20 protein-coding genes and 5 tRNA genes are annotated in these 15475 nt (G+C 41.6%); 24 read left to right on the top strand and 1 reads right to left on the bottom strand.

What is annotated here, in order from left to right:
• Position 1: 1 nt before the first annotated feature.
• The 12 genes from KFB94_03915 to tatC all read left to right on the top strand — a co-directional run bounded on the left by KFB94_03915 (position 2) and on the right by tatC (position 7590).
• Entirely contained in the window at positions 2-1066 is a 1065-nt protein-coding gene (locus tag KFB94_03915; protein ID QVL46255.1) for a histidinol-phosphate transaminase, read from the top strand.
• A 193-nt stretch (positions 1067-1259) separates the two neighbouring features.
• Entirely contained in the window at positions 1260-2123 is an 864-nt protein-coding gene (gene hxlA / locus KFB94_03910) for a 3-hexulose-6-phosphate synthase (GenBank protein QVL46254.1), read from the top strand.
• 133 nt (positions 2124-2256) lie between these two features.
• Positions 2257-2844, top strand: a complete 588-nt coding sequence (gene hisB, locus KFB94_03905; GenBank protein ID QVL46253.1) for an imidazoleglycerol-phosphate dehydratase HisB — start codon at positions 2257-2259, stop codon at positions 2842-2844.
• A 25-nt stretch (positions 2845-2869) separates the two neighbouring features.
• Positions 2870-3517: an imidazole glycerol phosphate synthase subunit HisH gene (gene hisH / locus KFB94_03900; GenBank protein QVL46252.1), complete on the top strand. Its 648-nt coding sequence runs from the start codon at positions 2870-2872 to the stop codon at positions 3515-3517.
• 35 nt (positions 3518-3552) lie between these two features.
• Complete coding sequence (gene hisA, locus KFB94_03895; protein ID QVL46251.1) at positions 3553-4302, top strand: 1-(5-phosphoribosyl)-5-[(5-phosphoribosylamino)methylideneamino]imidazole-4-carboxamide isomerase; 750 nt, start codon at positions 3553-3555, stop codon at positions 4300-4302.
• Entirely contained in the window at positions 4292-5056 is a 765-nt protein-coding gene (hisF, locus tag KFB94_03890; protein QVL46250.1) for an imidazole glycerol phosphate synthase subunit HisF, read from the top strand. Before hisA ends, hisF begins: the two co-directional genes overlap by 11 nt.
• Before the next feature lie 10 nt (positions 5057-5066).
• A complete protein-coding gene (hisI, locus tag KFB94_03885) occupies positions 5067-5456 on the top strand; it encodes a phosphoribosyl-AMP cyclohydrolase (GenBank protein QVL46249.1) in 390 nt (129 codons plus the stop codon).
• Positions 5453-5773 carry a phosphoribosyl-ATP diphosphatase gene (locus KFB94_03880; protein ID QVL46248.1) on the top strand — a complete coding sequence of 107 codons (321 nt, stop codon included), beginning with the start codon at positions 5453-5455 and terminating at the stop codon, positions 5771-5773. The genes hisI and KFB94_03880 overlap by 4 nt, the downstream gene beginning before the upstream one ends.
• Positions 5774-5811: 38 nt before the next feature.
• Positions 5812-6144 (top strand): histidine triad nucleotide-binding protein, encoded by a 333-nt coding sequence (locus KFB94_03875; GenBank protein QVL46247.1) that lies wholly within the window; start codon positions 5812-5814, stop codon positions 6142-6144.
• Between the two features lie 16 nt (positions 6145-6160).
• Positions 6161-6370 (top strand): Sec-independent protein translocase subunit TatA, encoded by a 210-nt coding sequence (gene tatA / locus KFB94_03870; protein QVL46246.1) that lies wholly within the window; start codon positions 6161-6163, stop codon positions 6368-6370.
• Positions 6371-6390: 20 nt separating this feature from the next.
• Complete coding sequence (gene tatB, locus KFB94_03865; GenBank protein QVL46245.1) at positions 6391-6849, top strand: twin-arginine translocase subunit TatB; 459 nt, start codon at positions 6391-6393, stop codon at positions 6847-6849.
• A 3-nt stretch (positions 6850-6852) separates the two neighbouring features.
• Positions 6853-7590: a twin-arginine translocase subunit TatC gene (tatC, locus tag KFB94_03860; protein ID QVL46244.1), complete on the top strand. Its 738-nt coding sequence runs from the start codon at positions 6853-6855 to the stop codon at positions 7588-7590.
• 4 nt (positions 7591-7594) lie between these two features.
• On the opposite strand, the gene KFB94_03855 is transcribed toward tatC, so the two are convergent.
• Complete coding sequence (locus KFB94_03855; GenBank protein QVL46243.1) at positions 7595-8731, bottom strand: Do family serine endopeptidase; 1137 nt, start codon at positions 8729-8731, stop codon at positions 7595-7597.
• A 77-nt stretch (positions 8732-8808) separates the two neighbouring features.
• Here KFB94_03855 and KFB94_03850 point away from each other — a divergent pair, with 77 nt between their 5' ends.
• From KFB94_03850 to KFB94_03795, 12 genes are all read left to right on the top strand, one after another.
• Entirely contained in the window at positions 8809-9555 is a 747-nt protein-coding gene (locus KFB94_03850) for a Nif3-like dinuclear metal center hexameric protein (protein QVL46242.1), read from the top strand.
• Between the two features lie 119 nt (positions 9556-9674).
• The gene (gene petA, locus KFB94_03845) at positions 9675-10328 is read left to right on the top strand and encodes a ubiquinol-cytochrome c reductase iron-sulfur subunit (GenBank protein ID QVL46241.1); all 654 of its coding nucleotides are present in this window, start codon (positions 9675-9677) and stop codon (positions 10326-10328) included.
• A gap of 3 nt (positions 10329-10331) precedes the next feature.
• Complete coding sequence (locus KFB94_03840; protein QVL46240.1) at positions 10332-11627, top strand: cytochrome bc complex cytochrome b subunit; 1296 nt, start codon at positions 10332-10334, stop codon at positions 11625-11627.
• A gap of 2 nt (positions 11628-11629) precedes the next feature.
• The gene (locus KFB94_03835; protein QVL46239.1) at positions 11630-12322 is read left to right on the top strand and encodes a cytochrome c1; all 693 of its coding nucleotides are present in this window, start codon (positions 11630-11632) and stop codon (positions 12320-12322) included.
• Between the two features lie 60 nt (positions 12323-12382).
• Entirely contained in the window at positions 12383-12982 is a 600-nt protein-coding gene (locus tag KFB94_03830) for a glutathione S-transferase N-terminal domain-containing protein (GenBank protein QVL46238.1), read from the top strand.
• A gap of 2 nt (positions 12983-12984) precedes the next feature.
• Positions 12985-13404, top strand: a complete 420-nt coding sequence (locus KFB94_03825; GenBank protein ID QVL46237.1) for a ClpXP protease specificity-enhancing factor — start codon at positions 12985-12987, stop codon at positions 13402-13404.
• Positions 13405-13487: 83 nt separating this feature from the next.
• Positions 13488-13563 (top strand) — tRNA-Thr (locus KFB94_03820).
• A gap of 114 nt (positions 13564-13677) precedes the next feature.
• A tRNA-Tyr gene (locus KFB94_03815) sits at positions 13678-13762 on the top strand.
• A gap of 56 nt (positions 13763-13818) precedes the next feature.
• Positions 13819-13894 (top strand) — tRNA-Gly (locus KFB94_03810).
• Positions 13895-13921: 27 nt separating this feature from the next.
• Positions 13922-13996 (top strand) — tRNA-Thr (locus tag KFB94_03805).
• 135 nt (positions 13997-14131) lie between these two features.
• Complete coding sequence (gene tuf / locus KFB94_03800) at positions 14132-15322, top strand: elongation factor Tu (protein ID QVL46236.1); 1191 nt, start codon at positions 14132-14134, stop codon at positions 15320-15322.
• 59 nt (positions 15323-15381) lie between these two features.
• Positions 15382-15457 (top strand) — tRNA-Trp (locus tag KFB94_03795).
• Positions 15458-15475: the final 18 nt, after the last annotated feature.

The following is a 15475-nucleotide window of genomic DNA, read 5'->3' as shown; positions in this document are numbered from 1 at the left end:
TATGAGTCAGTTTTGGAGTGATGTTGTTCATGCGTTAACGCCCTATGTGCCTGGAGAACAGCCCAAAGTGCAAGATTTAATTAAGTTAAACACCAATGAAAACCCTTATGGACCAAGTCCAAAGGTATTGGCGGCAATCGCGGCTGAGGTATCAGACAGTTTACGCTTATATCCCGATCCAAGTTCTGAACGTCTAAAAAGTGCTATTGCTCATTATCACGGCCTATCGACAGAGCAGGTGTTTGTTGGTAATGGCTCGGATGAAGTGCTGGCACATGTCTTTCAAGCATTATTAAAACATTCAAGGCCATTGCTTTTTCCAGATATTACTTACAGCTTTTACCCCGTTTACTGTGGTTTGTATGGTATTGAGTATGAAGCACTTGCACTTGATCGTCATTTTGAAATTAATATTCATGATTATGATCGACCAAATGGCGGCATTATTTTGCCTAATCCGAATGCGCCAACAGGAATCCCGCTAGCGCTCACAAAAATAGAGGCGTTATTACAAAAGAATCGATATTCTGTCGTTGTTGTTGATGAGGCTTATGTTGATTTTGGCACCGAATCTGCCGTACAGTTAATTAAGCGCTATCCCAATTTGCTAGTCACACAAACTTTATCGAAAGCGCGTTCGCTGGCCGGCCTAAGAGTTGGTTTTGCCCTCGGTCATCCAGATTTGATAGAGGCGCTGACACGCGTTAAAGATAGTTTTAACTCTTATCCAGTTGACAAGCTAGCTGAAGTCGGGGCTATTGCAGCAATGGAAGATGTTGATTATTTTGAAGCGACTCGTGAAAAAGTAATTGTTGCGCGTGAGACATTAATTAAGCAAATGGAAGCGATTGGATTTATTGTATTACCATCTGGGGCTAATTTTATTTTTGCCAAACATCCAGCAATAGCAGGTGAATCGCTAGCCGATGCACTCCGTGAGCAAAATATCATTGTGAGACATTTTAAGAAACCTGAGCGTATTTCGCCATTTGTACGAATTACCATTGGCACCGACATGCAAATGGATAAGCTAATTGATGCATTAACTTTCATCGTATCAAAATAATACAAATGTTATCCAATAAAAATAAGCCTGTTGTATTTAAATGCCACTAATTTGTTGAAATTGTCTCTCAATTGCGGTTATGATGTCGGAATGTACACTTAAAGCGCATTTAATGTAACGTTAAATTTAATTAGGTGGATACAAGATTAAATTTTAATTGTTTTAAACGAGCAAATTCGGAGGAAGACTTATCATGGCACAAACCCAAATGGCATTAGATTCATTAGACTTTGACGCAACAGTAGCGCTAGCTGCTAAAGTTGCGCCACACGTTGATATTTTAGAAATCGGTACACCATGCATCAAGCATAATGGTATTGAACTATTAAAAACACTGCGTGCAAAGTTTCCAAATAACAAAATTTTAGTTGATTTAAAAACAATGGATGCTGGTTTTTACGAGGCTGAGCCATTTTATAAAGCAGGTGCTGATATTTGCACAGTATTAGGAACAGCAGACATTGGTACTATTAAAGGTGTGATTGATGTTGCTAATAAATACGGCAAAATGGCACAAGTTGATTTAATCAATGTTAAAGATAAAAAAGCTCGCACATTAGAAGTTGCAAAATTAGGCGCGCATATTATTGGTGTTCATACTGGTTTAGACCAGCAAGCTGCAGGTCAAACACCATTTACTGATTTGGCGATGGTTACTGGTTTAAAAACAGGCGCCAAAGTATCAGTTGCTGGCGGTGTTAAAGCGGCTACTGCAGCTCAAGTAGTAGAAGCAGGCGCAGATATTGTTGTTGCTGGTGCTGCTATTTATGGTGCTGCTGATCCTGCTGCTTCTGCAGCTGAAATTACAGGTATTGTACATGCTGGCAATGCAAGCGCGGGTGGCATGAAATGGTTGCCATGGGCAATCATTGCAGGCGCGGTATTGTTGGGCTTGTTTTTGCTGAATGGCGGTTCAGAGCAGTCTGTTGAAGCACCTGAAGCGGTCGTTGAAGCAATTGAAGATGCTGGCGATGAAGCCGTTGAAGCAACAAGCGACGCGATGGACGAAGCTAGTGAAGCCGTGTCTGATGTATTTGATGCAGCTGACGCTGAATAAGTGTTTAAGTAATCTAAAGCCGACCAATGGTCGGCTTTTTTTATTGCAATTTTGCTAAACAGCTTGAGATTGAGTTAGAATGCAAACAACTGTTTGAAATTACATTAATTATTCTTTATAACACATTAATCCTATGCGTCAAGCCGAAGTTAGCCGTAATACACTGGAAACACAAATTACAGTCGCTATTAATATCGATGGTACTGGTAAGTCACACTTTGAAACTGGTCTAGGCTTTTTAGATCATATGCTCGATCAAGTGGCTCGGCATGGCATGATGGATATCAGCGTTCGAGCAAAAGGTGATTTGCACATTGATGCCCATCATACAGTTGAAGATATTGGTATCACGCTTGGTCAGGCCTTTAGTCAATCAATTGGCGATAAAAAAGGGATTAATCGCTATGGTCACGCATACGTGCCATTGGATGAGGCGCTTTCTCGTGTTGTGCTCGATTTATCCGGGCGTCCTGGATTAGTGTTCAATTGTGAGTTCACACGCGCAGCAATCGGTGAGTTTGATGTCGATTTGTTTTATGAATTTTTCCAAGGATTTACTAATCATGCCTTGGTTACTTTGCATGTTGATAATCTAAGAGGACATAATTCACACCACCAAGCTGAAACCATCTTTAAGGCTTTTGGGCGCGCATTGCGGATGGCTGTGACGACTGACGAGCGGATGGCTGGTGTTATGCCTTCCACAAAAGGCGTGTTATAAACTCAATTTCTTAGTTGTTAATTAGATGAACAAAATAGATATCGCCGTGTTTGACTATGGCATGGGCAATTTAAAGTCTGTGTCGAAGGCAATAGAGCATGTTGCGCCTGGTAAAAATGTAGTGGTTACTTGTGAACCAGAAGAAATTCGGGCTGCAGATCGTGTTGTATTTCCGGGTCAAGGCGCAATGCCAGAATGCATGCATGAATTGGATACGCGCGGTTTACATGAAGCCGTTATTAGCGCAGCAAATACAAAGCCTTTTTTAGGTATTTGTATTGGATTGCAAATGCTTTTCGAACATTCCGAAGAGGGTGATGTTAAAGGGTTGGGGCTATTCCAAGGCAACGTGAAGAAGTTTATATTAGACAATCAATATGATGCTTTTGGTGAAAAGCTCAAGGTCCCGCATATGGGTTGGAATCGAGTATACCAAAGTGAGTTGCCGCATGTGATGTGGCATAATATTGTTGATGGTGAACGGTTTTACTTTGTCCACAGCTATTATGTCTGTCCAACAGATACCAGTTGTGTCACTGGTTTTGGAGAGTATCCAAAACGCTTTACCTGCGCCGTTGCAAGAGATAATATTTTTGCTGTACAGTTTCACCCAGAAAAAAGTGCCCAAGCAGGATTGCAATTACTAAGCAATTTTGTAAACTGGAAACCTTAAAAATCATTTTTTGAATAAGTTATTAAAATAATACTATGTTAATTATCCCCGCAATTGACCTTAAAGACGGACATTGTGTACGTCTTAAACAAGGTGACATGGAAGAGTCCACTATTTTTTCAGAAGATCCAGGGGCAATGGCTAAGCATTGGTTAGACCAAGGTTGTGAGCGATTGCATTTGGTTGATTTAAACGGCGCATTTGCAGGCAAGCCTGTGAACGAATTGGCAATTAAATCCATTGTTAATGCCATAGGAGGACAAGTGCCGATTCAGCTGGGTGGCGGTATTCGTGATTTGGATACCATAGAACGTTATTTAGATAATGGTATTGATTATGTCATTCTTGGTACGGCGGCTGTCAAAAACCCTGGTTTTTTACACGAAGCTTGTTATGCCTTTCCTGGACAAGTCATTGTTGGTTTAGATGCAAAAGATGGCAAGGTTGCTGTCGATGGATGGTCAAAATTAACAGGTCACGATGTGATTGATCTTGCTAAAAAGTATGAAGACTATGGGGTGAGCTCGATTGTATATACTGATATTGGCCGTGATGGGATGATGACGGGCGTCAATATTGAGGCAACAGTTGCATTGGCACAAGCCTTACTTATCCCTGTAATTGCTTCTGGAGGCGTTACTAATTTAGAAGATGTACGCAAGCTTTGCGAAGTGGAAAGCGAAGGTATTATTGGTACGATTACAGGTCGGGCAATTTATGAAGGTTCTCTTGATTTTGCTGCGGCACAAGCATTAGCCAATGAGTTGTCTTTGAATGCTCGCTAAACGCATTATTCCTTGTATGGATGTTACGGCTGGTAGAGTCGTTAAAGGTGTGAATTTCTTGGCCTTACGGGATGCGGGCGACCCAGTTGAAATTGCTAAGCGCTATGATGATCAAGGTGCTGATGAGCTGACATTCCTTGATATTACAGCGACATCAGATGAGCGAGATCTGATTTTGCATATTATCGAAGAAGTTGCTAGTCAAGTCTTTATACCATTGACAGTTGGCGGAGGTGTGCGTGAGGTGGAGGATGTGCGTAGGTTGCTTAACGCTGGTGCTGACAAAGTGAGTATTAACACGACAGCAGTTTTTAATCCCCAAGTGGTTGCCGATGCAACCGCGCGCTTTGGATCTCAATGTATTGTGGTAGCGATTGATGCAAAAAAAGTAGACAACAAACCATTCGAGTGGGAAGTTTTTACCCATGGAGGAAGAAAACCGACAGGTCTTGATGCTGTTGCGTGGGCTAAAAAGATGGTTGGCTTGGGTGCAGGTGAGCTATTAGTGACTAGTATGGATAGAGATGGGACAAAGATAGGATTTAACAATGCGCTGAATCGTGCGATTTCAGATGCAGTGCAAGTGCCTTTGATTGCATCAGGCGGAGTGGGCAATTTGCAACATTTGGTTGATGGTATCAAGATTGGTGGTGCCGATGCGGTGTTGGCCGCTAGTATTTTCCATTATGGTGAATATACTGTTAATCAAGCAAAAACCTATATGCAAGCACACAACATCGAAGTAAGGTTGTAGAATCTAATACATGAACTGGTTAGATAAGATACAGTGGGATGCCGATGGCCTTGTGCCCGTTATTGCACAAGAGCACAATAGCGGCAAGATTCTCATGTTCGCGTGGATGAACCGTGAGGCATTGGCGATCACTAATGAGACCAAGCGCGCTGTTTATTGGTCACGATCACGCCAAAAATTATGGCGTAAAGGTGAAGAATCTGGTCATACGCAATTGGTACATCAAATCCGTTTAGATTGTGATGAAGATGTTGTGCTGATTGAAGTTGAGCAAGTGGGCGGTATCGCTTGTCATACAGGCAGACACAATTGTTTTTTTAGAAGATTAGAAAATGGACAATGGTTAATCGATCAGCCAGTTGTAAAAAATCCAGATGATATTTATAAGCCAATTGCATGAGTGATATATTAAATCGATTAGCAGCGTTATTAGAGCAACGTAAAACGGCAGATCCTGAGGCGTCATATGTTGCCAAACTATATGCAAAAGGCATGGATAGCATTCTTAAAAAGATAGGTGAAGAAGCGACAGAAACAGTGATTGCAGCCAAAGGTGGTAATAAAGAAGAGATTATTTATGAGACTGCCGATTTATGGTTTCATACTATGGTGATGTTAGCGAAGGCAGACTTAAAGCCACAAGATATTTTAGATGAACTAGCAAGGCGAGAAGGTTTGTCTGGCTTAGATGAGAAAAATGCACGATCAAACAATTAAAGTAGTGATCAGTATCCGCAAAGTAGAGGGCGAGTAGTATGGAGGCAGACTGTCTTTTTTGTAAAATAGTTGCTGGTACTATTCCAGCCACAACAATATATGAAGATGATGATGTGATTGTGTTTAATGATATTAAGCCGATGGCAAAAATTCACTTTCTTATCGTACCTAAGTTGCACATTGAGAGTTTAAAAAGCTGTGATTCCACGCATCAAACACTGCTCGGAAAGATGTTGCTATTAGCCCCAAAATTATCTGCAGAGCAAGGTTTGCAAGGGTTTAAAACCTTAATTAATACTGGACGCGAAGGCGGACAGGAAGTGTTTCATATACACATACACGTATTTGGTGGCGGCCTGTCAACTATTTAAAGTTTAGGAGATTGTAATGGGTGCATTTAGTTTGTGGCATTGGCTAATTGTTTTATTGGTTGTTGTTTTGGTGTTTGGGACAAAGAAGTTGCGCAACATGGGTGGTGATGTTGGTAGCGCAGTTAAAGAGTTTAAAAAAGCAATGAAAGAGACTGAAATAGAAGATAAGTCTGAAGAGGCTGGCACAACAATAGAAGGTGATATAACTGAAAAAACCAAACATTAATGTACCAATAAGTAACAATTATGTTTGATATTTCTTTTGCGGAGTTAATGTTGATAGCTGTCGTCGGACTATTAGTGATTGGTCCTGATAAGTTGCCTCAAGTTGCGCGTTCCTTAGGTGCTTTTGTAGGACGATTGCAGCGTTATGTGATGCAAGTAAAAGAGGAAGTTAATCGCGAGGCGCGATTTGAGGATTTGCAAAAACTGCAGCAAGAAATTATAGACAATGCTCGCCAAGCAAAGTCTAGTATTATGGAAGGTGTCAATCAGACAAGTTCAGCCGTGGTATCTATACAAGGTCGCCCTCAGCCGAAACAGCCAGTGAAAGCCGCAAGGTCACCTGTTAAAAAGGCAGCAGTCAAAAAAGCATCTGTAGACACTGCTGTCGCTAAAAAGCCCGCCACTAAAAAATCGCCTTCGCAAATAAAAAATAAAACCATCAAAAAATCGGCAGTATCTACAAAAGTCGAAAAGAGTTAACTGTTGACGCCTACAGAATCTTTTGTTTCACATTTAATTGAATTACGTAATCGGTTATTAAGAATCGTTGTTGGCTTATTATTGGTTTTTTTATGCTTATTTCCCTTTGCTAATCAAATTTATGCTTTGTTGGCTTTGCCAATGTTAGACAAATTGCCAGAAGGTACGCAAATGATTGCAACAGCAGTTGTAACTCCTTTTTTTGTGCCAATGAAAGTTGCAATGTTAGCTGCATTTTTGATTTCACTGCCGCATACCTTGTATCAGCTTTGGATGTTTGTGGCGCCAGGTTTGTATGCGCATGAGAAAAAATTGATGTTGCCAGCTATCATGGCAAGTAGCTTTCTATTCCTAATGGGCATGGCATTTGCCTACTTTTTGGTTTTTCCTGTTGTCTTTTCTTTTATCGTAAATAGTGCACCAGTTGGTGTAGCAGTCATGACAGATATTGCCGAATATTTAGACTTTGTGATGACGTTGTTTCTTGCTTTTGGTTTTGCATTTGAGGTGCCAATCGCGGTGATATTGATGGCGCATTTTGGTTGGGTCAACGTCTCGCAATTAAAAGAGATTCGTGGCTATGTCATTGTGGGCGCGTTTATAGTGGCGGCTGTTTTTACGCCGCCAGACATCATCTCTCAGTTTATGTTGGCCATTCCACTTTGGTTGCTGTATGAGCTCGGTATTTTATTTGTCAAACTCATGCAGCCCAAGCCTAATAAGATTCACGTCAAATTGTAAGGTGCTATTCAATTGGCGTGGGTCTTTTGCCGATGAGAATCTTAATATCCATTTTTTGCTGAGCGCGTACGATTTTAAGTGTTGCATTTTTGTTGGGCTCAAGAACAGCAATTAAATTTAACATGGATGCACTATTGATAATGGGCTTATCATTAATGGCAATTAATACATCGCCTGCTCTTAGTCCCGCACGGTCGGCAGGACTATCTCTTAAAACACCCGCTATTAAAGCACCCCCTGACGATGTTAGGCCAAAAGACTCTGCTAATTCTGGTGTCATGTTTTGTGCTTCAACCCCTACCCATCCGCGAGTGACAGTACCCTCTCGTGCTATTTGTTCCATTACTTGTTTGGCAATACTAATGGGAATGGCAAAGCCTATGCCCATACTACCGCCATTGCGAGAGTAAATTGCACTATTAATGCCAACAAGATTGCCTGCTGTATCGATAAGTGCACCACCAGAATTGCCGGGGTTAATCGAGGCGTCAGTTTGAATAAAGTTTTCGTAGGTATTGATACCTAAGTGATTGCGACCCAATGCACTGACAATGCCTTGTGTAATTGTTTGACCAACCCCAAAAGGATTGCCGATAGCGAGAACAACATCTCCTACATCTAATTGATCGGGGCTTGCAAAAGTAATGGATGGTAAATGTTGCGCCTGTACTTGTAAAAGTGCTAAATCAGACTCTGGATCAGCACCCACAATGGTAGCGGACAATTTTCTACCGTCTGCTAACGCTACTTCGATAGCGTCGGCTGTTGCGATAACATGATTATTCGTTAAGATTAAGCCATCTTGACTAACAATAACGCCACTACCAAGACTGTTGTCAGAAGGAGCATCTTGTTCTTCTTGATCACCAAAAAAATGTCTGAATAGTGGATCATCCATGAATTGTTGATGTGGGTTGATGTTTTTGCTAGAAGTGAAAATATTCACGACAGCTGGCATCGCTTTTTTTGCCGCGTCACGATAACTACTAATCGGGCTAGATGCGGATAGTCGCGGTGCTTGTTTAATTACAATCGGCTGTGGATTTAGCTTCAGAAAATCTAATTTGATTGTTTGCAGTATAAATAATATACCCAAACATATTGTGGCTGACTGAGCAAAGATGAGCCATATTTTTCGCATAGTTTTAGTGTTTAGTAACAGAATTGTTTAGTATAGGCGAAAATGAATGAATTATTAACAATTTAAGGATGCTGATCATGCAGTTAGGTGAACTCAATCGCTATTTGACACAATATCTACAGCCACAAAAATATAGTGATTATTGCCCAAATGGCTTACAGGTTGAAGGTAAGCGTGAAGTGAAGAAAATTATTACCGGTGTGACTGCCAGTTTAGCGCTTTTGCAATTGGCTCAAGCCGCACATGCAGATGCAGTTTTAGTGCATCACGGCTACTTCTGGCGCGGTGAGTCGCAACCTGTGGTCGGTATTAAGATGCGCCGATTAAAATTTTTACTAGCAAATGACATCAATCTTTTTGCCTACCATTTGCCACTAGATGCGCACCAAGAGGTTGGAAATAACGTCATGCTTGGTCATGTATTAGGTTTGGAAATAGCAGGATGGTTGGATGGTGAAAATATGTTGGCTTGGGCTAAGCTAACACAAGCTATGCCGTTAAAAATGCTGGCCGACAGTATTGGTAAACGATTAAACAGACAAGTGCAATTAATAGGTGATGCAACTAAATTAGTTGAAACAGTTGCTTGGTGCACTGGAGCCGCTCAACATTATATTGATCAAGCAATTAACGCACAAATTGACGTCTTTATCAGTGGAGAAATTTCAGAACAAACGGTGCATATGGCGCGTGAGTCTGGCACGGCATATATCGCAGCAGGGCATCACGCCACTGAGCGTTATGGTATAGAAGCTTTAGGCGTGCATTTAGCACAAGTTTTTGATCTGCAACATGAGTTCATTGACGTTGATAATCCAGTTTAATTTATAATAATCAATGATTTAAATAATAATATTTTGATTTTTCATTTTTAAAATGTATAATCTGAATTAAATTCTTATTGTGTTCAATAACGCTTCAAAAGAGCGAGTAAAGGAAGTCAATGTCAGTTTCAGATTCAGGGAAAGAGAAGCCAGCAAAAAGTGCTGCACTCTCGTTTCAAAAGCCCTCTCAGGTTGATCAAGAAAAAAGGCAGTTTCTAGTGGCGACTACTGCGGCAGTCGGCGCAGCTGGCGTAGCTGCAGTTGCTATACCATTTGTGGGTAGTATGTTGCCCAGCGAGCGGGCAAAAGCAGCTGGTGCTCCCGTAGAAGTAGATATTAGCGATATTGCGCCAGGAGGTATTAAAACTGCTGAATGGCGTGGTCAGCCAGTATGGATTATTAAGCGGACCGATGCAATGATTGCAGACTTACCTAAGCACAATGATCAGCTATCAGATCCAATGTGTGAGGTTGCTTCTCAACAGCCTGCTTATTGTCAAAATGCAGACCGCTCTATTAAACCCAATATTGGTGTGATGGTTGGTATTTGTACCCATTTGGGTTGCTCGCCAACAGCCAAGTTAGAATCGGGTGGAGATATGGGTGATGGTTGGGTTGGAGGTTTTTACTGCCCATGTCATGGCTCGAAATTCGACTTAGCGGGTCGCGTGTTTAAAGGCTCCCCTGCCCCGACTAATTTGATTGTCCCGCCACATTCTTACGTAGATGAGAATACTTTGGTTATTGGTATTGAAACTGAGATGGAGGCATAAGACATGGATGCTAATAAACAAAAAGTAACTGCGGCAATGACCAATCTTGTCGGCTGGGTCGACCGTCGTTTGCCATTTACTAGCATGGTGAGAGCGCATCTGACGGAGTATTACGCACCCAAAAACTTTAATTTTTGGTATTTCTTTGGTTCGTTGGCAATGTTGGTTTTAGTAATGCAGATTTTGACTGGCATTTTCTTGACAATGCATTATAAACCTTCAGCAACTGAAGCATTTGCGTCGGTGGAGTATATTATGCGTGACGTCTTTGGAGGTAATATTATCCGATATATGCACTCTACTGGCGCATCTATGTTTTTTGTCGTGGTTTACTTGCATATGTTCCGAGGTATTATTTATGGTTCTTACAGAACACCGCGTGAGTTAATTTGGTTGTTTGGTGTGGGTATATTCTTGACCTTAATGGGCGAGGCGTTCTTTGGATATTTGTTGCCTTGGGGGCAAATGTCTTATTGGGGTGCTCAAGTGATTACAAGCTTATTTGGTACTGTTCCCTTTATTGGGCCAGATTTAATGGAGTGGTTACGTGGTGATTTTTTGACGTCAGATGCAACATTGAATCGTTTCTTTGCTTTTCATGTTATCGCATTGCCTCTGGTTTTATTAGGCTTGGTTATGGTTCATTTGGTTGCTTTGCATGAGGTCGGATCTAACAATCCAGATGGTATTGAGATTAAAGAAAACAAAGATAAAAAAACAGGTATTCCACTTGATGGCATTCCTTTTCATCCTTATTACACAGTAAAAGACATCGTTGGGGTAGTTGTGTTTCTGATGGTTTTTGCCGCCATTGTATTTTTTGCGCCAGAAATGGGAGGATATTTCTTAGAGCATAACAACTTTATTCCTGCTGATCCGCTCAAAACGCCGGAGCACATTGCGCCAGTATGGTATTTCACACCATACTACTCCATCTTGCGGGCTGTTCCGCCAGTATTAAATTCACAATTTCCTGGTGTACTTGCAATGGGTTTATCGGTGGTTGTATTTGCATTGTTGCCTTGGCTAGATAAAAGTCCAGTTAAGTCAATACGATATCGTGGCGTTCTTTATAAACGCTGGCTGGCTGCTTTTGTTATTAGTTTTCTTGTATTGGGCTATTTAGGGACTGAGCCTTCAAATGTTTGGGGTCAGTTTGGCGCATGGGCGGGTGGCGCTGATCGAGCAACTGTTGTTGCACGTATCTTTACGGCTATTTACTTTTTATTCTTTTTATTAATGCCTTGGTATACCGCACGTGATAAAACTAAACCAGTGCCAGAAAGGGTAACGTATTAAATATGAAACAGCTATTAGTCATGATCGCGCTTTTGCCGATGGTTGCGCTTGCGAATACGGCAGCTATTACAGAGACCGCGCCTATCGATCCATCTGACCAGGCCTCTTTGCAAAGGGGTGCACGTACGTTTATTAATAATTGTTTAAATTGTCATAGTGCAAATTACATGCGGTATAACCGTTTAGTAGATATTGGATTGACCGAGAAAGAAATTAAAGAAAACTTACTATTTGCCGGAGAAAAAGTGGGTGACACGATGCGGGTTGCCATGGATCCACAAGATGCAAAAAAATGGTTTGGTGTCACGCCTCCTGACTTATCAGTTGAAGTAAGGGCTCGTGGAGTTGATTGGCTATATGCGTATATGCGTGGATTCTATAAGGATGAAACAACGCCAAGTGGATGGAATAACATCGTTTTTGATAAAGTAGCAATGCCACATGTTTTCTACCAACAGCAAGGCGAACAAATATTAAATCATGAAACACATCAGCTAGAGTTAGTGAAGCCTGGACGTTTAAATCCAGCGGAATATAACGCTTTTGTTGCCGATTTAACAAACTATATGGCTTTTATGGCAGAGCCAGCTAAAGCACAACGAAAAAGTTTGGGCATCTGGGTGTTGGTGTTTTTAGGCATTTTGCTTGTGCTGGCCAAAAAGATTAAAGCAGCCTACTGGAAAGATATTAAATAAAATTAATAATGAGCGCTTACAGTTAAATAAACAGTAAGCGCATTTAAGGGTAAAGTAATTATGATGAAATTATATTCAGGATCGGTCGACCCTTTCAGTCACCGTTGTCGTATTGTATTATTTGAAAAAGGGATGGATTTTGATGTGATAGATGTGGATTTGGCCAATAAGACAGAAGATCTTGCTGTGTTGAATCCGTATGGTAATGTGCCAGTATTAGTTGAGCGGGATTTAGTATTGTCAGAAGCAAATATCATCAATGAGTATATTGACGAACGTTTCCCGCACCCGCAATTAATGCCGGCAGATCCGGTCATGCGCGCACGCGCACGGCTTTTTCTTCATAACTTTGAGCAAGATTTATTTAGTCATATTAAAGACTTGGAATCGAACGACGATGAGCGTGTGACAAAAGCGCGAAAGACAGTGCGTGATAATTTAACACAGCTTGTTCCTATTTTTAGTAAGCGAGATTACTTGCTAGGTGAAGAATATTCCATGTTAGACGTTGCCGTTACTCCATTATTGTGGCGGTTGGAGCATTATGGTATCGAAATGCCAAATCAAGCTGCGCCATTGCTTAAATATGCAGAGCGTTTATTTTCACGTCCACTATATGCAGATGCAATGACGCCCTCAGAAAAAGTGATGCGTCGATAATTATGGCTGATAGCTTAGGATCAACTAAGCCATATATGATTCGCGCTATCCATCAATGGTGCGTGGACAATGGTTTAACTCCCTACTTATTGGTTGCAGTAAATGCACAAACAATTGTACCAAAGGCCTTCATTAAAAACGGTGAAATTGTGCTTAATCTCAATTATTCAGCTACCAAAGATTTGAACATTGATAATGAGGCTATTTGTTTTTCTGCGCGATTTGGTGGCCATGCGCAGAATTTGTATATACCAATAATAGCAGTTCGTGGAATTTTTGCGCGTGAAAACGGGCAGGGAATGTTTTTTGAAATGGAAGCTGAGGATTCCTCTGTTAGTGGGCATGATATGAAAGTGATTGAGAAGTCTGAGTTGGCGCCTAAAAGCGCTAAAAAAGGACCTAACCTGACTGTCGTCAAATAATTTTTTTGAATACGATAAAAATTATTTAAAAAAACACTAGCGTTTAAAATATAAAAAATGCTATAGTCACGCCTCAAATAAATGCCGGATTAGCTCAGATGGTAGAGCAGCGCACTTGTAATGCGAAGGTCATCAGTTCGATTCCGATATCCGGCACCAAAGATGTTAAAGATTCATTGTGAAATAAGCTAAATATGCCACTTTAAGTGGCTTTTTTATGCTTGATTTGTTTGACAGTAGTTTAAAAGTTAAGCATAATCGCGGGTTCGGTTAGGAGGGGTGGCCGAGTGGTTAAAGGCGACGGACTGTAAATCCGTTCTCTCTGAGTACGAAGGTTCGAATCCTTCCCCCTCCACCATTAAGCGGTAGTTAAGATTGAATAGAAGTGAGTAATAGGTAAGTGTGAGCCGCAGTGCGGGAGTAGCTCAGTTGGTAGAGCTTCAGTTTTCCAAACTGAATGTCGCGAGTTCGAGCCTCGTCTCCCGCTCCAGTAAGGCATTCATTTGGAATGTTAGTGGCCCATGTGGCTCAGTGGTAGAGCACTCCCTTGGTAAGGGAGAGGTCGCGGGTCCGATTCCCGCCATGGGCACCACGAGTCGCTGCAAAGGTTGTAAGAATGATTTTTAGAAGGTTAAAGTTTTATTAAGTTAAATAAAACTTTTATAAAGCAAGATAAATTAAGTTAATAAAATTTTAGTTAAAACTAATTAAAGTAAAGGACTGGAAGATGGCAAAAGGTAAATTTGAACGGACCAAGCCGCACGTAAACGTGGGAACAATTGGTCACGTGGATCACGGTAAGACAACGTTAACGGCTGCGATTTCGACAGTGCTAACGAAGAAATATGGTGGCGATAAGCGTGACTTTGCTGAGATTGACTCAGCCCCGGAAGAGAAGGCGCGTGGTATTACGATTAATACCTCACACGTAGAGTACGAGACAGAAGGACGTCACTACGCACACGTTGATTGCCCAGGCCATGCTGACTATGTTAAGAACATGATTACTGGTGCTGCACAAATGGACGGCGCTATTTTGGTTGTATCAGCTGCTGACGGCCCAATGCCACAGACGCGTGAGCACATCCTGCTTGGTCGTCAAGTTGGCGTTCCTTACATCATCGTATTCCTAAATAAAGCTGACATGGTTGACGACGAAGAGTTGTTAGAGTTGGTTGAAATGGAAGTACGTGAGTTATTGAGTAAATATGACTTTCCAGGCGATGACACACCCATTATCCGTGGTTCAGCTAAATTAGCACTAGAAGGCGACCAATCTGAGATTGGCGAGCCAGCAATTTTCAGATTAGCAGAAGCATTAGACAGCTACATTCCAATGCCAGAGCGTGCGATTGATGGAGCATTCTTGATGCCAGTTGAAGACGTATTCTCAATTTCAGGACGTGGTACTGTAGTAACAGGCCGTATTGAGCGTGGCATTGTAAAAGTCGGTGACGAGATTGAAATCGTTGGTATCAAAGATACCGTATCAACAACCTGTACAGGTGTTGAAATGTTCCGTAAATTGCTAGATCAAGGTCAAGCAGGCGACAACGTAGGTGTATTGCTACGTGGTACTAAACGCGAAGATGTTGAGCGTGGTCAAGTGTTGGCTAAAGCGGGTACAATCAAGCCACATACAAAATTCACAGCAGAGATTTATGTGTTGGGTAAAGATGAGGGTGGTCGTCATACACCATTTTTCCAAGGATACCGTCCACAGTTTTACTTCCGTACAACGGATGTAACGGGCGCTGTTGAGTTGCCAGCTGGCACAGAGATGGTAATGCCTGGAGATAACGTATCAATTTCAGTTGCATTGATTGCACCGATTGCGATGGAAGAAGGTTTACGCTTCGCTATTCGTGAAGGTGGCCGTACCGTTGGTGCGGGTGTCGTTGCTAAAATTATTGAATAAGTAATTAGTAAAATAAGCTACGCTAATCTAGCGTAGCTTTTGATGTTTGTAGTGCTTACAGGCCAATAGCTCAATTGGTAGAGTATCGGTCTCCAAAACCGAGGGTTGGGGGTTCGAAGCCCTCTTGGCCTGCCAAATAATAGTGTAACTCAT

This window comes from Methylophilaceae bacterium (assembly GCA_018398995.1).
Taxonomy (GTDB): Bacteria; Pseudomonadota; Gammaproteobacteria; order Burkholderiales; family Methylophilaceae.
This window is presented reverse-complemented; position numbering and strand designations above follow the sequence as displayed.